Origin of the sequence: Nitrosomonas sp. ANs5 (assembly GCF_050584665.1) — a bacterium.
Taxonomy (GTDB): Bacteria; Pseudomonadota; Gammaproteobacteria; order Burkholderiales; family Nitrosomonadaceae; genus Nitrosomonas.
On sequence record NZ_JBEUDO010000017.1, the window covers coordinates 1 to 20,733 of the forward strand.

Sequence of the window (20,733 nt, forward strand, 5' to 3'; positions counted from 1 at the left end):
CTTTAATGTGGTCAGGGTGAGTTTCTCGACCAGTGCCGAGTGGAGTTCGCCTGACACCGTCATAGCTGACCGATTGGCTGGGAATGGCAGGATGATGGGCTGATGTGTTGGTGGAAGAGATCTATCATGCGATGCATGCGCCACCCCTGGGAAAGGGGCGGCGGTACCATACAACGGGATATTTGGAATATGCCTATTCCTGGATCGGCGGCAAGCCGATCCCATTCAGCAAGCAGAGTTAGTCAGCCTGCCTTCTCAGGAACGCAGGAATATCCATGGGATCCATGCCGGATTGCTGCATGGCGGTCACGGTCGCGTTGCTTCTTCTGCCGGTGCGCATCACGGCGGGCTCGTCCACATTCTGGGCGGGGCTTCTGTCGTCAGTACCGGTACGGGAGTGGACCACTGTCAGTGGTCTCTGAGCCTGATGATTGATACTTCCCAATCCGGTGGCGACCAGTGTGACACGCAGGCTGTCTTCCATGCCTTCATCGATCACCGAACCGACGATCACGGTGGCATCTTCAGCCGTCATTTTCTTGACCGTATCCATCACTTCCTGCACTTCGCGCATTTTGATCGCCGAGCTGGCGGTGATATTTACCAATACGCCGCGTGCGCCGGTCAGGGTGATTTCTTCGAGCAGCGGGCTGGCGACGGCCTGTTCTGCGGCCATGCGTGCGCGATCGACACCGCTGGCGAGGGCCGAACCCATCATGGCCATGCCCATTTCCGACATGACAGTCTTCACGTCGGCAAAATCCACGTTAACCAAACCGGTGCAATTGATCACTTCCGCGATACCTGCAACCGCGCCATGCAGGACGTCGTTGGCGGCCTTGAACGCGTCCAGCATGCTGATGTCATTGCCCAGCACATTCATCAGTTTGTCGTTGGGAATGACAATCAGCGAGTCGACGTGTTGCGCCAGTGCTTCCATGCCGGCCTGTGCCGCTTTCAGGCGTTTGCCTTCGAAGGAGAAGGGCTTGCTGACGACCGCCACGGTCAGAATGCCCATTTCCTTGGCAATCTGCGCCACGATCGGTGCGGCGCCGGTACCGGTACCGCCTCCCATGCCGGCGGTGATAAACAGCATATCGGCCCCTTGTACCATTTCGGCGATACGGTCACGGTCTTCCAATGCCGCTTCTTTGCCAATATCGGGATTAGCGCCGGCCCCCAGTCCACGGGTGACATTGGAGCCCAGCTGCAATGCGGTCGGCGCGAGACTGCCTTTGAGCGCCTGGGCATCGGTATTCATGCAAATGAATTCCACCCCTTTCATTTCATTTCTGATCATGTGGTCGACCGCGTTACTACCACATCCTCCTACGCCTACAACTTTGATGATCGCCAATTCCTGGGATTCGGTATTCGTGATTTCAAACATAGCATTTCTCCTATTGCATGGTAGATTTGTAGACAACGTCCCGTTAAAGCTTGTTTTGGTTCCGGGTTAAAAATTATCCTGGAACCATCCTTTCATTCTCGCCAGAATTTGCTTGGCGGAGCCACTCTTCAATTTGGTATGGTGATGATGGAGGCGGTCCTCCATGCCTGCCATCACCAGTCCAATGGCAGTCGAGTAGCGTGGCGTTCGTACAACTTCTTCCAGACTACCTTTATAGACGGGGAGCCCCAGTCGTACAGGCATATGGAAAATTTCCTCACCCAGCTCGACCATCCCCAGCATGGAACTGCTGCCGCCTGTGATGACGATGCCCGATGAGAGTAACTGTTCGAACCCGCTGCGCCGCAATTCTGCCTGTATCAGCAGATAAAGCTCTTCCACGCGTGGTTCGATAACTTCTGCCAGGGTTTGCCTGGAAAGCGGACGAGTACCCCGGTTGCCAACGTCTGGCACTTCTACTGTTTCGCGCACATCTGCCAGTGCGCGCAAGGCACTGCCATAACGACACTTGATATCTTCCGCATCCTTGGTCGGTGTGCGCAACGCCATGGCAATGTCATTGGTGATCTGATCACCTGCGATCGGGATCACTGCCGTATGGCGTATCGCACCATTCGTGAAGACGGCGATATCCGTCGTGCCGCCACCGATATCGACCAGGCAGACGCCTAGGTCTTTTTCGTCTTCGGAAAGTACTGCTTTGGCCGAGGCCAGGGGTTGTAGGACCAGATCCCGTACGCCCAGTCCGCAACGATGAATACATTTGGCGATGTTCTGGGCGGCCGACACTGCACCGGTCACGATATGCACCTTGACTTCAAGCCTGATACCGCTCATTCCGACCGGTTCGCGCACATCTTCCTGACCATCGACGATGAATTCCTGATTCAGGATATGCAATATTTGCTGGTCGGCTGGAATATTGACGGCCTTGGCGGTCTCCATCACCCTGTCGACGTCCGCCAGCGTGACTTCCTTGTCCTTGATCGCGACCATTCCATGCGAATTGAAACCCTTGATATGATTGCCTGCGATGCCGGCATAGACTTCAGTGATCCGGCAATCGGCCATCAACTCCACTTCCTCAAGCGCACGCTGGATCGCATTGACTGTTGTTTCGATATTGACCACCACCCCTTTTTTCAGTCCACGTGACGGATGGCTGCCTAATCCCACGATCTCAAAGCCACCTTCGGGCTTAATTTCAGCGACGATGGCCACAATTTTGGATGTCCCGATATCGAGGCCAACGATCATGTCTTTGCCTTCTTTGGCTTTACTCATTTTTACAATCTCCCCGATTTCATAATTACCATGCACGACCTGACCGAGGTAAGGTATGCGAAACATTTGACGGCTTGCGAATGGCAAATCCATTGGCGTAGCGCAAGTCGACATAGGCAAGTGCTTGCTGCTGGGTCAGGCTCTCGCCATGCTGTTGATAGACAGCGACATAGCGTCTTAGACGTGACTCGATATGCTTTCGCCCCAGTTTCAACCAGGTTCCCGTATCAAGCCGGATATGCCAGGCGTGCCGGGGGGTTAAAACGATTTCTTGGGCGCTTTGCCCTACTGGCTGCAGTAATTCGTTAAGTGCCTGGTATCGATCTGTGATCAAGTGGCTGCTTTGAACATCGGGGCCGACAAATACCGGCAGATGTGCGTTTTCAGTCATGGCGCGGAAGAGTTCGCCATGTGTGTTGATCAACGCCGTCTCTCCCCAGTATGCCAAGGGCACGTGTTCCTCAAGCAGCACATCCAGTGCTGGCGGCCAGTCGCGCGAGATTTTTACCGACCTGACCCAGGGCAGTTCCATGAAAGCTGCCTGCAGCGCCTTCAAGTCCACGGTCATGAAATTGGTGTCGGCCGTATTGCGCATAATTTGCTTGATTTGGTCGCGAGTGACATGCGTCAGGCTGACGGGCACCGTTTGCGAGTGGTCGACACCTTCGACCCGAATTTCCCGCAGTGAAAAGAAGGGCAGCGTCAGGACCCTTGTGCCCACCACATATAATGTGGCCAGCAAGACGCCTGTCAGCATGATGTTGGCCAGAAAATTCAGTGTTTGATGATCGTTCCACATAAGCGCAACTCTAGGCATTCAAGGATTCGGACTCAATCGGGTGCGCGCAGTGCATTGTGCTGGCGCTACCGAAGAGCCAGTGGTGTCCGAGTAACCGGATATGACTTGAGTTAACCGATATATCAGGCATGTTCATGGCTCAAGGTCAGAATACGCACGACCAGTTCATCGAAAGAAATCCCAATGGCGTTGGCGGCCATGGGTACGAGGCTGTGATCGGTCATGCCGGGCGACGTATTGGCCTCAAGAAAATAAGGCTGATTGTCTCGATCCAGAATGACATCCAGCCGGCTCCAGCCGGAACAGCCCAATACCTGGTGGGCGCGTAGCGCCATGGCCTGGATCTGGTGTGTCAACGCTTCAGGCAACCCGCTTGGACAGGTGTAGCGTGTATTGTTGGAAAAATACTTGGCCTGATAGTCGTACAAGTCCTCGGCGATATCGATCCGCACCAGTGGCAGGGGTGTGTTGTCCAAGATGGCCGCAGTCAACTCGATGCCCTCGATGAACTGTTCAGCGAGGACCAGCGGGTCATAGTGCGCCGCCGTGCGATAAGCGGCTTGGAAATCCTGCTCGCAGCGCACCTTGCTCAGACCCAGCGTCGAACCTTCGCGGGCCGGTTTGACAATCAGCGGCAGGCCCAGCTCGTCCGCTATTTCGTGAAAGTCGCTGTCCGCGTGCAATAGCTTGTAACGCGGGGTATCGATCGCCGCCGCCTGCCAGATCATTTTGGTGCGCCATTTATCCATCGCCAGTGCGCTGGCGAGAATGCCGCTGCCGGTATAGGGAAGTCCCATCAGCTCGAGCGCACCCTGAACGGAACCATCCTCACCGTAGCGGCCATGCAGCGCGATAAAGGCACGCTTGAAACCGGCCTTTAACAGATTTTCCATAGGCTGTTCAGCCGGATCGAAAGCGTGTGCATCCACGTTTCTACGGCGCAATGCGGCCAGGACAGCTTCCCCGCTTCTCAGCGAAATCTCGCGCTCGGCGGAGCGCCCCCCAAGCAATACCGCTACTTTTCCAAAGTCTGACATACTCACAGCTGATGCTCCTTGTCTTGCCCGATGATGCGCACTTCTGTGACTAACGCAATGTTCAGCCTGGCTAGCACCCTGTTACGCACGGTCTCGATGAGCGCTTCGATGTCGGTTGCAGTGGCCTGGCCACAATTAACAATGAAATTGGCATGCTGCGTCGAGACCATTGCATCGCCAATACGCAACCCCTTCAGGCCGCATTGCTCGATCAATCGTGCTGCGAATGCCCCTTCGGGATTACGGAATACCGATCCTGCGTTAGGCAGCCCCAATGGTTGGCTTGTGATGCGCGCAGTGAGCAAGGTTTTGATGATCTGGCGCGAGGTTTCCATTTTGCCTGCCGGCAATCGGAACCAGCCGCCAGCAAACCAGGCTTGGTTAAGGCCAGACGAAGCGCTATCGCGCAATTCGACCTGCCGGTAGCCAACCCGGTAAGCCTTTGCAGGCCGCTCGGACAGGTGGCCGCTGCGATCGATTGTTTTGACCCGCTCGACCCATTCCCATGTTTCCGAGCCGTAGCATCCGGCATTCATGGCGAGTGCGCCGCCTATGGTGCCTGGAATGCCTGCCAGAAATTCCACCCCGGCCAGATTGTGCAATGCCGCAAATCTCGCCAGTTTGGGGCAGGGGACGCCCGCACCAGCATAAATCAGGCCGCCTTGTTCATCCTGTTCAGCGATGAACAGCTCGTTGAGACGGGCATGCAACAAGACCACAGCACCTTGCACACCACCCTCCCGGACCAACAGATTGCTGCCCAGGCCGATCATGTAGATCGGTTCATGCTTGGGCCAGGTTTGTAAAAAAATAGCTAAATCATCCAGGTCAACTGGCCGATAACAGTTTGCGGCGTGCCCTCCCGCGCGCCAGGATACGTGCCGCTGCATCGGCTCGTCGCTGCGCAAATCCCCACGCAATAGATGGGTGTCGATGTGGGTCGAGTGCGTGTCTGGCAGTGTTCGTCCCATCTTGGTTGGCTGTTTGCTAAGGCTGTCGGTCAGAATCTGCATGCGTTTTGTTTAACCATTTATCAAGACCAGTTTCTGCGTCGATTGCGCAATGGCAGGGGCCACTTTTCCGATCGATCCCGCGCCCATGATCAGCACGACATCACCATTTTGTGCAATGGCCCGAATCGCATCGCCCAGATCATCGATCTGCGCCACATATATCGGTTCGAGCTTGCCATGTACTCTGATTGCCCGCGCCAGGGATTTGCTGTCAGCGGCGATGACCGGTTCTTCGCCGGCCGCATAGACTTCGGTGAGCAATAACACATCCGCGCTAGACAATACGCTGACAAAGTCTTCGAACAGATCCCGGGTGCGGCTATAACGGTGCGGCTGGAATACCAGCACCAGTCTGCGATCGCTGAAGGCTCCCCGTGTGGCGGCGAGCGTTGCTGCAATTTCTGCGGGGTGATGGCCATAATCATCGATCAGGGAAAAACTGCCCTGCCTTGGGATGGGAATTTCTCCATAAGGCTGGAATCGTCTTTCCACACCGCCAAACTTGGCCAAGGCCCGTATGATGGCTGCGTCCGTTACGCCCAGTTCATTGCCGACGGCGATGGCCGCCAGCGCATTCTGGACATTGTGCCTGCCCGGCAGATTGAGCGTGACAGGCAGGGTGCGCGTCGAACCGTTCACGCCGATATGCGCCAGAAAATGCATTTTGCTATGCTCGGCACGTATTTCGGTTGCGCGCACCTGTGCGTCATCCGTCAAACCATAGGTGGTGATGGGTTTGGTAATCATCGGAATGATCTGCCGCACATTGGGATCATCCACACACAGCATGGCCATGCCATAAAAAGGCAAGTGCTCGACAAACTCGACAAAGGTTTGTAGGAGTCTGTTGAAATCATGCTCGTAGGTATCCATGTGGTCCGCGTTGATGTTGGTCACGACCGTCAGCACAGGCTGTAGGTAGAGAAACGAGGCGTCGGATTCATCTGCTTCCACGACGATGAACTCGCCGCTACCTAGCTTGGCGTGGCTGCCGGCTGTTTTGAGGCGGCCGCCGATAACGAAGGTCGGATCCTGCCCTGCTTCCGCCAAAATGCTTGCGACCAGGCTGGTGGTGGTGGTTTTGCCATGGGTGCCGGCAATTGCGATACCTCGTCGCAGGCGTAACAGTTCTGCCAGCATCATGGCGCGCGGCACTACCGGAATTTGGCGCGCGCGTGCTGCCAGGACTTCCGGATTGTCTGGCTTGATTGCGGTTGAAATCACGACAACATCTGCCGATTGAACATTTTCCCCGGTATGGGTGTGATTAATTGTCGCGCCGAGCTGCCGGAGTCGCTTGGTTGTCTGGCTGTCGGTGATATCGGATCCGCTGACCTGGAAACCCAGATTGATGAGCACTTCAGCGATTCCACCCATACCGGAACCGCCGATGCCAACGAAATGTACATGCCGGATTTTATGCTTCATGGTTTGGTCTCGATAATTTCCTGGCAGGCCTGGGCCACCATTTGCGTGGCTGCCGGCGCAGCCAAGGCGCGTGCATGGGTTGCCATGATTTGTAATTGTTCGCGCGTGCAATGCATCAGCCATTGCGCCAGTGCAGAAGCGGTCAATTCAGATTGGGGCCACAGCATGGCTGCATGACGATCGCTCAGGAAGCGTGCATTGCTGGTCTGGTGATCGTCTACTGCATGCGGATAGGGCACCAGAATACTGGCTATGCCCGCTGCTGCCAGTTCGGAAATCGTCAGTGCGCCAGCCCGGCAGATCACCAGATCGCAATCATTGTAGTGTGCGGCCATGTCTTCGATGAAGGGCACCAAGTTGCCTGCCACGCCTTGCTCGGCATAAGTATTTTGTAAACTGGCAAGATGCGCCTTCCCCGCCTGGTGTGTCACTACCGGACGCTTTTCTTCGGGAATCAGGCTCAAGGCATGCGGCACGATCGTATTCAATCTTTGTGCGCCCAGACTGCCGCCGATGACCAAGAGCTTGAGCTTGCCCGTGCGTGCCGCATAGCGTTGCTCAGGCAAGGGCAGCTGTGCAATTTCCGGCCGGATCGGGTTGCCTGTGACCAGGACCTGCTCTGTCCGGCCAGAGAGGGCGCCGGGAAAACCCAGCAGTACGCGGTCGGCGATTTTGGCAAGCACTCTGTTGGTCAATCCGGCAATCGTGTTCTGTTCATGAATCAGCAGCGGTTTTCCGAGCAGGACTGCCATCATGCCGCCCGGCAGGGCGGGATAGCCGCCCATTCCTAGGACCACATCAGGCCGGCGGCGCTGCAAACTGCGCAGGCTTTGCCAGAAGGCTCTCAGTAATCGCCAGGGGAGCAATAATTGTTCCAGCAGTTTTTTTCCGCGCAAGCCCGAGAATTGGATGAGCTCGATCGGAAAGCCATACTGGGGCACCAGCGTCGCCTCCATGCCCTGCTGAGTGCCTAGCCACACGACTTGCCAGCCATTGGCCTGCATGTGGCTGGCCACGGCCAGCCCCGGGAACACATGGCCACCCGTCCCACCGGCCATAATCATGAGTGTGCGCGCCATGGTACGCCCCCCTTATGTGAAGAAGTATTCCGCGAATGCCAATACGGGTTCATACACTCAGCCCCTTGCGTTTGAGCCGGTTTTCCCAGTCGATGCGCAGCAATAAGGCCATCGCCATACAGTTGATAACGATGCTGCTGCCGCCATAACTCATGAATGGCAAGGTGAGTCCTTTGGTCGGCAGCAAGCCCATGTTGACCCCCATATTGATAAAGGCCTGCAACCCTAGCCAGATGCCGATCCCCTGCGCGACCAGTGCGGCGAAATGATCGCCATGCATGATGGCGGTCCGGCCAATGCTGAATGCGCGCACCAGCAGGCAGGCGAAGAGTGCCGTCACGGTGGCGACACCTGCCAGACCCAGTTCTTCCGCCAGAACCGCAAGCATGAAATCGGTATGCGCTTCTGGCAAATAATGCAGCTTTTCGACGCTCCCCCCGAGACCGACTCCCCACCATTCGCCAAGCCCAAAGGCGATCAATGCATGGCTGAGCTGATAGCCTTTGTCAAAGGGATCTGCCCAGGGGTCCATGAAGGCGATAATCCGGTCCATCCGGTAGGGTTCCAGCGAAATCAGCAGAATCAGTGGCAGCGGCAGCAGACAGGCCAGTATCAGGAATATTTTCAGGCTCATCCCGCCCATGAACATGATGCCCAGTACGATGGCGATGGTGACGACCAATGCGCCATAATCAGGCTCTTGCAGCAATAGAACCGCGACGATCAGCAGCGTACAGAGAATGGGCACGAAGCCCTTGAAGAAATGGTTCCGGTAAGCTGCCTTGCGCACCACATAATCAGCAGTAAAAACCAATATCAGCAGCTTCATCAATTCGGATGGCTGAAAATTCACTACCCCCAATGAAAGCCAGCGATGACTGCCATTGATTTCACGGCTGACACCCGGAATCAGAACCAGAACCAATAGAAAAATACCGCCCACGAGTAGATACGGGCTGTATTCCCGCCAGACATGCAGCGGAGCCTGAAAGGCGATATAGCCAAAAATCAGCCCTGCCAGGATATAGGCGCTTTGTCTGATCAGGTAGTAGTAGGCGCCGTGTGTGTCGCGTTCCGTCTCGGCGATTGCAATGGAAGCGGAGTACACCATGACCAGTCCCAGGCCAAGCAACGCCAGTACCGAACAGATCAGATGCATGTCCAGTACGGTTTCGATGGGTTGACGGTGAAGGGTGGATGTACTCATATTCGTCAATGGCAAGTCTGAGCGGTCAGGATGAATTTGTGTTCGATGGCTTTGACAGCGGCAAGATAGACCTCGGCCCGGTGGATATAACTGTTGAACATGTCCAGACTGGCGCAGGCCGGAGAAAGCAAAACGATATCCCCGGATTCGGCCAGCAGAAAACTGACCTGAACGGCTTCTTCCATGGTCGCTGCCCGGTGCACGGTGATGTCGCAATCCTCGAGAATGGCTGCCATCTTGTCGGCATCACGTCCCAGCAACACGATGCTGCGTACATGCTTGATGATCGGTTGTTTTAGCGGTGTGAAATCCTGTCCTTTGCCGTCCCCGCCAGCGATCAGGATGATGTTTTTTTGCTGGCCGTTCAATGCGGCCATGGTTGAACCGACGTTGGTGCTTTTGGAATCATCGAAAAATGTGACGCCATTGATTTCGCTGATTTTTTGCATGCGGTGCGGCAATCCCCTGAATGTCCGCAAGGCGCGTAGCAACGGTTCGTAGGGGAGTGCAATAGCCCGGCACAGCGCCAGGGCTGCCAGTGCATTGACTGCATTATGCAGACCGGCCACCGCGAGCTCGCTGGTCTTGAGTAGACAGGTGTTGCCTTGTGCCAGCCATAAATCCGAGCCATCCGGCAGCAGGCCGAATTCCTCGTCCGAAACCGGTGCAGTCATGCCAAAGGTCAATTGTTTGCTGTTGCTTCGGGCCATGGCACAAACCTTGGGATCATCCCGATTGAGTACTTGTGTCCCGTGCGTGCAGCGCTCGTTGAAGAAAATTCTGGCTTTGGCTGCGGCATATTCTTGAATACTGGGGTAACGATCCAGATGGTCTTCGCTCAGATTCAGGACGGTTGCTGCATCGGGGCACAGGTTGCGCGTGGTTTCCAGTTGAAAACTGGAAAGCTCGAGCACCCACAAATGCGGCCATTTGTCCGCATCCAATCTGTTCATGAGGGCATCCAGGGCAGCCAACCCAATATTGCCTGCCACTTCTACATCCCATCCAGCGCTCCTGGCCATCTCGCCGACCATGGTGGTCACCGTGCTTTTACCATTGGAGCCTGTAATCGCCACTATTTTTGCATGCTGTTGATCGAACTGATCCAGTGCCAGTGCAAACAACTCGATATCGCCCATAACCGGCAGACCGCCTTGCAGGGCCGTCTGTACCAGTGGCTCGGTCAAGGCGACGCCGGGACTGATGGCGATTGCGTCGAGATCCTGGAAAATAGCGGCCCGGAGCGGACCAGCATATATTCTCTCTTGTGGAATGATCTGGCTGATCAGAGCCTGGTTGGGGGCGGGGACGCGCGTATCGGCAGCCGATATCAATGCGCCCGCGCGCGATAGCCATTTGGCCATTGACACGCCGGTTTTACCCATGCCCAGTATCAGGATTTTTTTGCCGGATAAATTCATCGTAGTTTCAATGTTGACAGCCCAACCAGCACTAGAATGATGGTGATGATCCAGAATCTCACAACCACCTGATTTTCTTTCCAGCCCTTGAGTTCGTAATGATGATGCAGCGGTGCCATCCGGAATACGCGTTGGCCAAACAGCTTGTAGGAAGCCACCTGGATCATGACTGAAAGCGCTTCCATGACAAATACGCCACCCATGATGACCAACACGATCTCCTGACGAACGATGACAGTGACCACACCCAATGCAGCCCCTAATGCCAGCGCGCCGACATCGCCCATGAACACTTCCGCGGGATTGGTGTTAAACCACAGAAATGCCAGACCGGCGCCAGCCAATGCCCCGCAGAAAACGGCCAGTTCCCCGGCATTCGGAATATGCGGAATGCCAAGGTATTTGGCAAATACGACATGACCGGCGAGATAGGCAAAGATGGCCAATGCGCCGCTGATCATGACTGTCGGCATGATGGCCAGACCATCTAGCCCATCGGTTAAATTGACCGCATTGCTGGTGCCAACAATTACCAGGTAGGTCAGCAGGATGAACAGGGAGGTGCCCAAGGGGATCGCCACTTCCTTGAAGAAGGGCACGATCATGTCGGTTTGCTGGGGAAGCTCGGCAGTCATGACAAGATAGGTTGCGACCAACAGGGCGATGATGGACTGCCAGAAAATCTTGGCTGCTGCTGAAAGCCCTTTGGAATTGCGTTGCATAACCTTGCGGTAATCGTCGACCCAGCCTATCAAGCCAAAACCCAGTGTCGTCAGCAGGGCCACCCAGACATAATGGTTGGTGAGATCCGCCCACAATAGCGTTGTGATCATCACGGCTATCAGAATAAGTGCGCCCCCCATTGTCGGGGTGCCCGCCTTGACCAAGTGTGATTGAGGGCCGTCATCGCGCACGGATTGACCGATCTTGCGGGCGGTCAGGCTACGGATCATGGCCGGCCCGATCAGAAATGAAATGATCAATGCGGTCAGCGCGGCCAGCATGGTGCGCAGCGTGATATAGCCGAATACATTGAAGGCGCGGATGTCTTCTGCAATCCATTGGGAGAGGGTCAATAACATTCTATTGCTCTCCCGCCGATCCTTGGACAGTCTTGCCAGTCCGGGTGTAATGGTTTTGTTGACTATTCATCGTGTATGCGCTGATCGCAAGGAAAATGGCCATCAGGCCTTCAATTGTTCAATGACGCGTTCCATCCGCATGAAACGCGACCCCTTGACCAGCAAGGTGACATCTGTGGCGAGACAGCTTTCCGCCTTTGTCAGCAAGTCATCCATGCTGGTGAAATGATGTGCCCCTTCACCGAAGCCGGCCACAGCGTGCGCGCTGAGCTCGCCTAACGCCAGCAGCGTCTGCACGCCCGCCGTACGCGCTTGTTGACCAATCCGGTGATGAAACTTGGCCGCATCCATACCCAGTTCCCCCATATCGCCCATCACCAGTATTTTTTTTCCAGGTGTGTCCGCAAGTACTGCCAGTGCTGCCCACATGGATTCCGGATTGGCATTGTAGGCGTCATTGATCAGTGTGGAACGATGCCGGCCCGGCTGTTTCTGCAGGCGCCCGGATATGCCCGAGAATGCATGCAAACCGGCCACGATGGCGGTTTTGTCTATGCCTATGGCTGAAGCGGCGGCAGCGGCAGCGAGTGCGTTGTAAACGTTGTGCTTGCCTGGTACTTGCAGCAATACTTCGGTATGCCCGGACGGCAGTCGAAACGACCAGGCGTTGCCGCCTGGATGAGCAATGGTTCGGGCGCTGATTTTGGCCTGACTATTCAAGCCGAAATCGAGGATGTACCTGTTCCCTGCGAGCTGCCGCCAGAGCGATGCATAGGGATCGTCCGCATTGATTACCGCAATCCCGCTTGCATCCAGGCCTTGGAAAATTTCCCCCTTGGCCGATGCGATGGCCTTGGTCGTGCCCAGTTGGGCGATATGTGCGTTCCCGGCATTGGTGATAATTGCAACCGTGGGAGCCGCCAGCCGGGTCAAATAGGCGATTTCACCGGCATGGTTCATGCCCATCTCAATGACCGCATAAGCATGGTTTGCATGCAGTTGCAGTAGCATGTGCGGCACGCCGATGTCATTATTCAGGTTGCCGGCGGTTGCCAGTACCCGCTCGCTGCCGGCCGCATGCCGGCAAATGGCTGCCAGCATTTCCTTGACGGTGGTTTTGCCGTTGCTGCCTGTGACGGCAATCAGTGGGAGCGTAAATCGCTGGCGCCAGCTTGCTGCCAATTGACCGAACCCGAGCCGGGTATCTCCTACGCGCAGCCAGCCAAAATCAGGTTTTGCTTGTATGACGTCAGCTGCTTTCGTGACCATCGCAGCCACCGCGCCTTTTTCGATCGCTTCAGGAATAAAGCGATGGCCATCAAAGCGCTCACCGGATAATGCGACGAAGAGATCGCCCGCTTTCAGGCTGCGGCTATCAGTGCTCACACCGGTGAAAACCGGATTGCCACCCAGCCAGTCGGCATGCAGCACCGAAGCGGCTTCCTGTACGTTCATCACCCTTGCACCTGCAGATTCAAATTGGCCAGATCATGCAGTACCTGCCGCGCGACCTCGCGATCATCAAAAGGATGTTTCTTGCCCGCGATTTCCTGGTGAGCTTCGGCACCTTTGCCGGCGATGAGTACCACATCCCCGGGGCGGGCACTGTGAATAGCACGATAGATTGCGGCGGCCCGATCGGCTTCGATCGCGCAGCGCCCGCCATGGACACCCTGCATAATATCGCGGATGATGTCATGAGGCGGTTCATTGCGCGGGTTGTCGCTGGTGATGATGACTTCGTCAGCCAGCCGGGAGACAATTTCCCCAATCAGGGGGCGTTTGCCTTGGTCTCTATCACCGCCACAGCCAATGACACAAATCAATTTGGGGCGTTTATTCCGGGTGGCGTTACCTGTGCGCGCACCGTTGAGCATCTCGCGCAATCCGGTCAGCACTTCACATAACGCATGCGGGGTGTGCGCATAATCAACGATCACCGTAGGCTGGCTGCCGCCTCCCAGTTTTTCCATGCGACCAGCAATCGGCCGGACTGTCTGCAGGGCAGCGACGGCGTCTTCGAGCGCGATATCGCTGGCAAGCAGGGTGGCCAATACCGCGAGCAGATTGTAGGCATTGAAGCGGCCCGTGACGTTGCTTTGCAGGCGCGCCCGCTGACCACAATATTCCACATCGAAGGCAATGTTGTGCGCCGTGACTTGCAGGTTGCTGCCATACAGTATTTGCTGATTTTTGGCGGTCCAGCTGTCCTGGCGCGGCTGCTGGAAACCATAGCCGATGAGCGGCAGATTGCTGCCTGCCAGCTGGCGCGACAACTCCACCCCCAGCACCTCGTCCAGATTCAATACTGCTCGTTTCAGGCCATGCCAGAAAAACAGTTTTGCCTTGGTGGCTGCATAGGCATCCATGCTGCCATGATAATCCAGGTGATCGCGCGACAAGTTGGTCAAAACCGCAACGGAGAATTCCGAGCCGATGACTCTTCCTTGAGCAAGGCCATGCGAGGAAACTTCCATGGCGATGGACTGTGCGTCCTGCTGCAAGCATTCAGCCAGCAGCTGTTGCAGCTGCATGGCGTCAGGTGTGGTGTACGCTGAATGGCTCAAGGCATCCGAGAAGCCATGGCCCAGGGTGCCGATGACAGCTGTTTTTTTGCCCAGGGCTGTCATGGCTTGGGCATACCAGTGACTGCATGAGGTTTTGCCATTGGTGCCCGTAATCCCAACCAGCCATAGCTGACGGGACGGGTGGCCGTAGATTTGACTGGCGAGCTGACCGGCCTTGTGACGCAACCCCGTGACGGCAAGATTGGGCAATTGCCAGGCCGGATTCCACGCATACCCCTGCTTTTCCCAAATGACTGCGTTGACGCCGAGCGTGATCGCACGAGGAATGTCCTGGCGCGCATCGTAGCGTTCGCCCGCATAGGCGACAAATGTATCGCCCGGCAGCAATTCCCGACTGTCCGCTACCAGGCGGCGCACCGTAATGCCGAGCTGGTCCTGCAGGCAGGTGGCAAAGTTGTCGGTTGATTTTGAACTTGACGTCACGCTCACCCCTTGTTTTCCGGCCTGCTGAATGGGGGCGACGTCACCATATTTTTCAAAGGTTCGTCATGCGGTACATTGAGAATTCTGAGCGCACCTTCCATGACCCGGCTGAACACCGGTGCAGCCACCACCCCGCCATAATGCCCGCCGGTGGAGGGTTCGTCGATCATGATGGCGATCACTACGCGCGGATCCGAGGCTGGGGCATAGCCCACAAAGGAAGAGATATAGCGGTTCTTGGCATAACCTTTTTGTTTTTCCAGGCGTTTATGGGCAGTGCCGGTTTTGCCTGCTACCCGGTAGCCGCTGATGCTTGCTTGCGAGCCCGTGCCTTCGGGCTGGACCGCGAGTTCCAGCATATTGCTCACAGCCAGTGCAGTGTCGCGTGAAATGACTTTCTGACCGACGGCGGGCAAGTCGCGCTTGAGCAAAGTGACCGGTTTCAACTCGCCTCCGGTAGCAAAAATGGTGTAGGCGCGTGCCAATTGCATGAGATTGACCGAGATGCCGTGTCCATAGGACATGGTGGCCTGTTCGATCGGCCGCCATGTGTGATAGGCACGCAGGCGGCCGCTGACTTCCCCGGGGAAGCCGCAGCCGGATTCTGTACCAAAACCGGAACGGTTGAGCATTTCCCAGAAAGTTTGGGGAGGCAGCATCAGCGCGATCTTGGCCGCGCCAACATTGCTTGATGCCTGGATGACTTGGGAGACGGTCAAATTACCTTTGTCGCGGATATCGCGTATCACGGCCCTGCCTATTTTGAAGGTGCCGCCGGCAGTTTCCATCAGGGTATCGGGTTTGACCCGGCCGGTTTCCATTGCCACAGCCACAGCGAAAGGTTTCAGTGTTGATCCGGGTTCGAAGGCATCCACCAGCACACGATTACGGATGGTTTCGTTGTTCATGCTGGCGCGCTGATTCGGGTTGAAGGCCGGGTAGTTGGCCATTGCCAGGACTTCACCGGTTTGTACATCGAGCGCCACAATACTACCCGCTTTGGCTTGGTGGGTTTTGATTGCACGTTCCAGTTCCCGGTAGGCAAGGTATTGTATTTTGCTATCAATCGACAAGGTCAGATCCTGGCCGGGTTTCGGGGAGCGAATCCGCTCGACGTCTTCCACCACGCGACCGATGCGATCTTGGATGACGCGCCGTTTGCCATGCTCACCGGTGAGCACGTCTTGCCAGGCCAGCTCCACGCCCTCTTGTCCTCTGCCATCGATATCGGTGAAACCAAGGATATGTGCGGCCAATTCACGGGTCGGGTAGTAGCGGTAAAATTCACGTTTCAGATAGACGCCTTTAATATTCAGTTGGGCAACACTGGCGGCTATTTGCGGGGGTAATTGTCTTTTCAGGTACATGAATTTCTTGCCGCTATCGATGCGTTTTTGCACGGTGGTTTCTTTGACACCGATTAGATTTGCCAATGCCTTAACTTGTTCCGGGGTCGCGATGACTTCTTGCGGATTGATCCATATGGACTTGACCGGAGCACTGATTGCCAGGATCTCACCGTTGCGGTCTCTGATACTTCCCCGCAGGGCATTCTGTTCGATGACACGGCTGTAACGGGATTGCCCTTGCTGCTGTAAAAAATCCTTGTTCAACCCCTGCAGGTAGAGCGCCCGGCCGACCAGTGTGAGCAAGCCCAGCAACAGCAATCCGAGCATGAGGCGTGCACGCCATGCCGGGAAATACGATGCATTCGATTGGGCGGGTTTGAAAGATGAAATAATCATCTGGATAGACCTGTGATTTTGCTGGTATCAAGTACAAGAATGCTTTCGGCCGGCGGGCTGACCATATCAAGTTGTTTTCTTGCAATTTTTTCCACTCGTGCATGCATCGCCAGCGTACTTTGCTCCAATTGCAACTGGTCCCACTCGGTGTTCAACTGTTCCGTCAGTTTCTGCTCTTTTTCCTGGGCCATGAAAATTTTACGTGCTTCGTGGCGGGCAGTGACTATTCCCAGTCCGCAAGCGATCAGTGTCAGAAATAGGAATATATTCAGCTTGATCATCTGGTTACCATGCCAGTTCCTGATTTTTCCGCCACCCGCATGATGGCGCTACGTGCCCGCGGGTTGGCAGCAATCTCGTTTGCACCCGGGCGAATTTTTTTACCCATGACGGTTAATGTCTGCTGGCTTTGCATGAGCGCTTCTTGCGCACGCACAGGCAGCTTGCGCGGCAGCGTGTCGGACTTGGCCTGCTGGCGCATAAAGCGCTTGACGATACGGTCTTCCAGCGAATGAAAGCTGATCACAACCAGCCGGCCAGCCGGATTCAGCATGTTCACGCATTGCGGCAGTGTCATCGACAATTCTTCAAGCTCCTGGTTGAGATGAATCCGTATCGCTTGAAAAGTCCGCGTCGCCGGATGCTGCCGGTATTCCCACCCATGACCGCGCGCGCGCACGACCGCTGCAACAATTTCGGCAAGCTGAAGCGTGGTAGTGATGGGCTGCTGTGCCCGTGCCATAACAATTGCTCTTGCAATCGACCCAGCATACCGTTCTTCGCCATAATCTCTGATCACCTCTTTTAAATCTGTTTCTGTTACGGTGGCGAGCCACTCGGCTGCCGTTTTTCCGCGGCTGGTATCCATGCGCATGTCCAGTGGTCCTTCCTGCCGGAAGCTGAATCCGCGCGCAGCCTTGTCCAGTTGGATGGAGGACACGCCGAGATCCAGTAAGATACCGTCAACACCATTGATTCCCAATGCCTGCAATGCCATCTGCATGTTGGCATAACTGCTGTGTTCGATATGCAGTCGCTTGTCCTGGATGGCCTCGGCGGCCAAGATGGCTGTCGGATCCTTGTCGAACGCGATCAGCCGGCCTTGTTCACCCAGACGAGACAGGATCAGCCGGCTGTGGCCGCCTTGGCCGAATGTGCCATCCACATAAGTACCGTTCGTCTTGATACACAGCGCATCAACCGCTTCTGTCAATAAAACCGGGGCATGCACGGTGTTTTACCACCGCGTCATAGTGAAAACCCTTCTAGTTCGGGAGGCATGTTGCCGTCTTTGTAAACGAGTGCCGCTTCGATCTCCAGATTCCATTTCTCTACATCCCAAAGTTCAAATTTTTCACCCTGTCCGGCCAGCACCACTTCTTTTTGCAAGCCAGCAAACTGACGCAAAGGCGGCGCGACCAGTATGCGGCCTGAACCATCCATCTCAACATCACTGGCATTGCCGATAATGAGTCTTTGCAAGCTACGAATCTGGGGATTGAAACTGGAAAGTCCGTTCAATTTTTTTTCTATTGGCTCCCACGCGGGCTGGGGATATATCAGCAAGCACCTGGAAGGGTCGGCAGTGATGACGATGTTGCCCGCGCAACGGGTCAACAGTTCGTCTCGATACCGGGCAGGAATTGCAAGTCTCCCCTTGCTATCAAGGCTCAGTTGCGTGACACCACGAAACATCCCATCCCCTTTGATTTTGATGGAGGCGCTTGCTGGTCAGAAAACCGCAACGCTCCACTGCTCCCCACTATTATTACTTATTTCACCACTTTTACCCACTTTAATCAAAAAAAATTTCAGGGTCAAGATAAAAACAAAAAATTTGTTTTGTTGACAGGCACTTAACAGAATTTAGGGTAATTATTTTTGTAGAATATTGACGCTTAATTGGTCTATTTCCGGCTTTATGGGGAGGCGGGTGCCATTCAAGGCGATGGCTGATCCGGAAATGCCTGCCTGGGCGAGGGAAGGAGATCCGGTTTTTGGACCATGGCGTAAGGCAAGGTATCGCCGTTTGGCCATGTCAGGTAACATCTGGCGTGGCCCGATACTGGGAGGACTCAAGCATGATGGATGACTTTATGGATAACGCTGATCGATGTCTGCCGAATGGCATGCGCTCAAGGATGGCAGGTTAAGCCAGAATGGCACCTGTTTTTTGGCAGCAAGCGACCCAACATTTATCGGCGTGCGATCCAGTGATACAGCGGCTGATTCAGCGCCATGGTGACGCGCGCCTGGAAGGCTCTGGCGATGCTTTTTCCACATTGGTGCGGGCTATCGTTGGGCAGCAAATCTCAGTCAAGGCCGCGGCTAGCGTCTGGCAAAGAATGGTGGTGGCGCTGCCTGAAATGACGCCCCAGGCACTGGAGTTGGTGGATGCGGACGTACTGAGAGCTTGCGGGTTGTCGGCCAGGAAGGCCGAATTCCTGCGGGATTTGTCCAGCCATTTCCTGCAGGGCGGGCTGAAAGCGCTAGTCTGGCGTGAAATGGACGATGAAGACTTGATCGCAGCGCTTACCCAAGTAAAGGGTATCGGCCGTTGGACAGCCGAAATGTTTTTGATTTTTCATCTCCATCGTCCCGACGTGCTGCCATTGGCCGATGTCGGCCTGCAGCGCGCGGTCAGCATCCATTACAATGCCAGTCAGCCGGTGAGTAAAAACAGGATCAGTGCTATCGCCGACAACTGGCGGCCCTGGCGCTCGGTCGCCACTTGGTATTTATGGCGCAGTCTGGACCCGATTCCCGTCATTTACTGACCGCTGCAAGACAATGTTACTATTGACATGCATGCCCGAGTGCTTAGCCTGGCGGTTGCATGGTGCACGCAAGCCGGTATCGCTCCCGCATCACTTCAGTTTGCGAATTTGGGTTTATCCGCACAATAAAAAAACAGTTTGACATAATGAAAAAACAACGTGTTGTGGTCGGTATGTCCGGCGGCGTGGATTCTTCCGTGGCAGCCTTGTTGCTGAAGCAGCAAGGTTACGATGTGGTGGGTCTTTTCATGAAAAACTGGGAGGAAGACGATACCGACGAATATTGCTCTTCGCGCCAGGACTTTCTCGATGCAGTGTCGGTCGCCGACATTCTCGACATACCGCTGGAAGTCGTCAATTTTTCTGCGGAATACAGGGAACGTGTTTTCAATTTGTTTCTCGCTGAATACAAGGCGGGGCGGACACCCAATCCGGACGTGTTGTGTAACAGTGAAATCAAGTTCAAGGCATTCCTGGAACATGCGATAACGATGGGCGCCGACTGGATTGCAACCGGCCATTATGCGCAGGTCCGGCAAGTGGAGGGTTTGTATCAACTGCTCAAAGGCGAGGATGGCAACAAGGACCAGAGCTATTTTCTCTACCGGCTGAACCAGCAACAGCTGGCACGCACCCTTTTCCCGATCGGACATCTTTACAAGCGCGATGTGCGCAGGATCGCGCGCGAACATGGGTTGCCCAATTCCAGCAAGAAGGACAGCACCGGTATCTGTTTCATTGGCGAACGCCCGTTCCGTGAATTTCTCAACCGCTACTTGCCGATAGAGCCGGGTGAAATCAGAACCTTGGACGGCAGGGTGGTGGGGCAGCACCAGGGATTGATGTATTACACCATTGGGCAGCGGCAGGGTCTGGGAATCGGCGGGACGCGCGGGGGCGATGAGCGGCCATGGTTTGTGGCGGATAAAGATATGGCAAACAATCTGCTCTATGTGGTGCAGGGGCATGATCATCCGGCCCTGTTCCGTTCCATGCTGACGGCCGAGGATCTCTCCTGGATCAGCGGCACGCCTCCGCATCCCTATTGGGTCTATGCGGCAAAGATTCGCTATCGCCAGACTGATGCCCCATGCACGATTCTCGGTTTCGAACAGGCGGTTTGCCGTATTGGCTTTGCTGCCCAGCAGTGGGGGGTCACACCGGGGCAATCGGTGGTGATTTATGAAAGCAATGTCTGCCTGGGAGGCGGCGTGATCAGCACAGTGAATGACTGAGAAACCGTTTGCAATTTTCCGCTGTAGGGTGCACTTGTGCACCGGTTTTTTGTGATGCAAGGTGATTTGCTGGCGGCGATCAACGTTTGACGGTGTGCAAGCGCACCCGGTCCGTGTTGCGAGCCACAGGAGTGGCGCATCAAGCCCACCCAACGTCAACCCGGTCTTGATGCTGGATGCCTCAAGCGGCATGTTTGCTTGGCG

The 20,733-nt window shown here is 55.4% G+C and carries 19 protein-coding genes; 3 read left to right on the forward strand and 16 right to left on the reverse strand.

Going from position 1 to position 20,733, the window contains the following annotated elements; translation table 11 throughout:
- Window positions 1-238: 238 nt before the first annotated feature.
- The 16 genes from ftsZ to mraZ all read right to left on the reverse strand — a co-directional run bounded on the left by ftsZ (window position 239) and on the right by mraZ (window position 18,212).
- Window positions 239-1,390: a cell division protein FtsZ gene (gene ftsZ / locus ABTW62_RS05880; RefSeq protein ID WP_430903662.1), complete on the reverse strand. Its 1,152-nt coding sequence runs from the start codon at window positions 1,388-1,390 to the stop codon at window positions 239-241.
- A 66-nt stretch (window positions 1,391-1,456) separates the two neighbouring features.
- A complete protein-coding gene (ftsA, locus tag ABTW62_RS05885) occupies window positions 1,457-2,695 on the reverse strand; it encodes a cell division protein FtsA (protein ID WP_430903663.1) in 1,239 nt (412 codons plus the stop codon).
- Window positions 2,696-2,720: 25 nt separating this feature from the next.
- Window positions 2,721-3,494, reverse strand: a complete 774-nt coding sequence (locus tag ABTW62_RS05890; protein WP_430903664.1) for a cell division protein FtsQ/DivIB — start codon at window positions 3,492-3,494, stop codon at window positions 2,721-2,723.
- Window positions 3,495-3,616: 122 nt separating this feature from the next.
- Window positions 3,617-4,531: a D-alanine--D-alanine ligase gene (locus ABTW62_RS05895; protein ID WP_430903708.1), complete on the reverse strand. Its 915-nt coding sequence runs from the start codon at window positions 4,529-4,531 to the stop codon at window positions 3,617-3,619.
- Window positions 4,532-4,533: 2 nt separating this feature from the next.
- Window positions 4,534-5,502, reverse strand: coding sequence for a UDP-N-acetylmuramate dehydrogenase (gene murB / locus ABTW62_RS05900; RefSeq protein ID WP_430903709.1), 969 nt, complete (start codon window positions 5,500-5,502; stop codon window positions 4,534-4,536).
- A 51-nt stretch (window positions 5,503-5,553) separates the two neighbouring features.
- The gene (gene murC / locus ABTW62_RS05905) at window positions 5,554-6,972 is read right to left on the reverse strand and encodes a UDP-N-acetylmuramate--L-alanine ligase (protein WP_430903665.1); all 1,419 of its coding nucleotides are present in this window, start codon (window positions 6,970-6,972) and stop codon (window positions 5,554-5,556) included.
- The gene (murG, locus tag ABTW62_RS05910) at window positions 6,969-8,051 is read right to left on the reverse strand and encodes an undecaprenyldiphospho-muramoylpentapeptide beta-N-acetylglucosaminyltransferase (RefSeq protein ID WP_430903666.1); all 1,083 of its coding nucleotides are present in this window, start codon (window positions 8,049-8,051) and stop codon (window positions 6,969-6,971) included. Before murG ends, murC begins: the two co-directional genes overlap by 4 nt.
- 49 nt (window positions 8,052-8,100) lie before the next feature.
- Window positions 8,101-9,258, reverse strand: a complete 1,158-nt coding sequence (ftsW, locus tag ABTW62_RS05915) for a putative lipid II flippase FtsW (protein ID WP_430903667.1) — start codon at window positions 9,256-9,258, stop codon at window positions 8,101-8,103.
- Window positions 9,259-9,263: 5 nt separating this feature from the next.
- On the reverse strand, window positions 9,264-10,679 hold the full coding sequence (murD, locus tag ABTW62_RS05920) for a UDP-N-acetylmuramoyl-L-alanine--D-glutamate ligase (protein ID WP_430903668.1): 1,416 nt from the start codon (window positions 10,677-10,679) through the stop codon (window positions 9,264-9,266).
- A complete protein-coding gene (gene mraY, locus ABTW62_RS05925; RefSeq protein ID WP_430903669.1) occupies window positions 10,676-11,761 on the reverse strand; it encodes a phospho-N-acetylmuramoyl-pentapeptide-transferase in 1,086 nt (361 codons plus the stop codon). Before mraY ends, murD begins: the two co-directional genes overlap by 4 nt.
- Before the next feature lie 102 nt (window positions 11,762-11,863).
- Window positions 11,864-13,216, reverse strand: a complete 1,353-nt coding sequence (locus tag ABTW62_RS05930; RefSeq protein WP_430903670.1) for a UDP-N-acetylmuramoyl-tripeptide--D-alanyl-D-alanine ligase — start codon at window positions 13,214-13,216, stop codon at window positions 11,864-11,866.
- Window positions 13,216-14,778 (reverse strand): UDP-N-acetylmuramoyl-L-alanyl-D-glutamate--2,6-diaminopimelate ligase, encoded by a 1,563-nt coding sequence (locus ABTW62_RS05935; protein WP_430903671.1) that lies wholly within the window; start codon window positions 14,776-14,778, stop codon window positions 13,216-13,218. Before ABTW62_RS05935 ends, ABTW62_RS05930 begins: the two co-directional genes overlap by 1 nt.
- Window positions 14,775-16,517 carry a peptidoglycan D,D-transpeptidase FtsI family protein gene (locus ABTW62_RS05940; protein WP_430903672.1) on the reverse strand — a complete coding sequence of 581 codons (1,743 nt, stop codon included), beginning with the start codon at window positions 16,515-16,517 and terminating at the stop codon, window positions 14,775-14,777. Before ABTW62_RS05940 ends, ABTW62_RS05935 begins: the two co-directional genes overlap by 4 nt.
- A complete protein-coding gene (ftsL, locus tag ABTW62_RS05945) occupies window positions 16,514-16,798 on the reverse strand; it encodes a cell division protein FtsL (RefSeq protein ID WP_430903673.1) in 285 nt (94 codons plus the stop codon). The genes ABTW62_RS05940 and ftsL overlap by 4 nt, the downstream gene beginning before the upstream one ends.
- Entirely contained in the window at window positions 16,795-17,748 is a 954-nt protein-coding gene (gene rsmH / locus ABTW62_RS05950) for a 16S rRNA (cytosine(1402)-N(4))-methyltransferase RsmH (protein WP_430903674.1), read from the reverse strand. Before rsmH ends, ftsL begins: the two co-directional genes overlap by 4 nt.
- 17 nt (window positions 17,749-17,765) lie before the next feature.
- Window positions 17,766-18,212 (reverse strand): division/cell wall cluster transcriptional repressor MraZ, encoded by a 447-nt coding sequence (gene mraZ, locus ABTW62_RS05955; RefSeq protein WP_430903675.1) that lies wholly within the window; start codon window positions 18,210-18,212, stop codon window positions 17,766-17,768.
- Between the two features lie 196 nt (window positions 18,213-18,408).
- Between mraZ and ABTW62_RS05960 the strand changes: the two genes are divergently transcribed.
- From ABTW62_RS05960 to mnmA, 3 genes are all read left to right on the forward strand, one after another.
- A complete protein-coding gene (locus ABTW62_RS05960) occupies window positions 18,409-18,609 on the forward strand; it encodes a hypothetical protein (RefSeq protein ID WP_430903676.1) in 201 nt (66 codons plus the stop codon).
- Window positions 18,610-18,676: 67 nt separating this feature from the next.
- Entirely contained in the window at window positions 18,677-19,294 is a 618-nt protein-coding gene (locus ABTW62_RS05965) for a DNA-3-methyladenine glycosylase family protein (RefSeq protein ID WP_430903677.1), read from the forward strand.
- A gap of 59 nt (window positions 19,295-19,353) precedes the next feature.
- Window positions 19,354-20,529, forward strand: a complete 1,176-nt coding sequence (gene mnmA, locus ABTW62_RS05970; protein ID WP_430903678.1) for a tRNA 2-thiouridine(34) synthase MnmA — start codon at window positions 19,354-19,356, stop codon at window positions 20,527-20,529.
- Window positions 20,530-20,733: the final 204 nt, after the last annotated feature.

Bases quoted from the DNA above. Each gene is read 5' to 3' on its own strand.
- ftsZ (WP_430903662.1), bottom strand. From the start codon at position 1,390: ATGTTTGAAATCACGAATACCGAATCCCAGGAATTGGCGATCATCAAA.
- ftsA (WP_430903663.1), bottom strand. From the start codon at position 2,695: ATGAGTAAAGCCAAAGAAGGCAAAGACATGATCGTTGGCCTCGATATC.
- ABTW62_RS05890 (WP_430903664.1), bottom strand. From the start codon at position 3,494: ATGTGGAACGATCATCAAACACTGAATTTTCTGGCCAACATCATGCTG.
- ABTW62_RS05895 (WP_430903708.1), bottom strand. From the start codon at position 4,531: ATGTCAGACTTTGGAAAAGTAGCGGTATTGCTTGGGGGGCGCTCCGCC.
- murB (WP_430903709.1), bottom strand. From the start codon at position 5,502: ATGGGACGAACACTGCCAGACACGCACTCGACCCACATCGACACCCAT.
- murC (WP_430903665.1), bottom strand. From the start codon at position 6,972: ATGAAGCATAAAATCCGGCATGTACATTTCGTTGGCATCGGCGGTTCC.
- murG (WP_430903666.1), bottom strand. From the start codon at position 8,051: ATGGCGCGCACACTCATGATTATGGCCGGTGGGACGGGTGGCCATGTG.
- ftsW (WP_430903667.1), bottom strand. From the start codon at position 9,258: ATGAGTACATCCACCCTTCACCGTCAACCCATCGAAACCGTACTGGAC.
- murD (WP_430903668.1), bottom strand. From the start codon at position 10,679: ATGAATTTATCCGGCAAAAAAATCCTGATACTGGGCATGGGTAAAACC.
- mraY (WP_430903669.1), bottom strand. From the start codon at position 11,761: ATGTTATTGACCCTCTCCCAATGGATTGCAGAAGACATCCGCGCCTTC.
- ABTW62_RS05930 (WP_430903670.1), bottom strand. From the start codon at position 13,216: ATGAACGTACAGGAAGCCGCTTCGGTGCTGCATGCCGACTGGCTGGGT.
- ABTW62_RS05940 (WP_430903672.1), bottom strand. From the start codon at position 16,517: ATGATTATTTCATCTTTCAAACCCGCCCAATCGAATGCATCGTATTTC.
- ftsL (WP_430903673.1), bottom strand. From the start codon at position 16,798: ATGATCAAGCTGAATATATTCCTATTTCTGACACTGATCGCTTGCGGA.
- mraZ (WP_430903675.1), bottom strand. From the start codon at position 18,212: ATGTTTCGTGGTGTCACGCAACTGAGCCTTGATAGCAAGGGGAGACTT.
- ABTW62_RS05965 (WP_430903677.1), top strand. From the start codon at position 18,677: ATGGCACCTGTTTTTTGGCAGCAAGCGACCCAACATTTATCGGCGTGC.
- mnmA (WP_430903678.1), top strand. From the start codon at position 19,354: ATGGTGCACGCAAGCCGGTATCGCTCCCGCATCACTTCAGTTTGCGAA.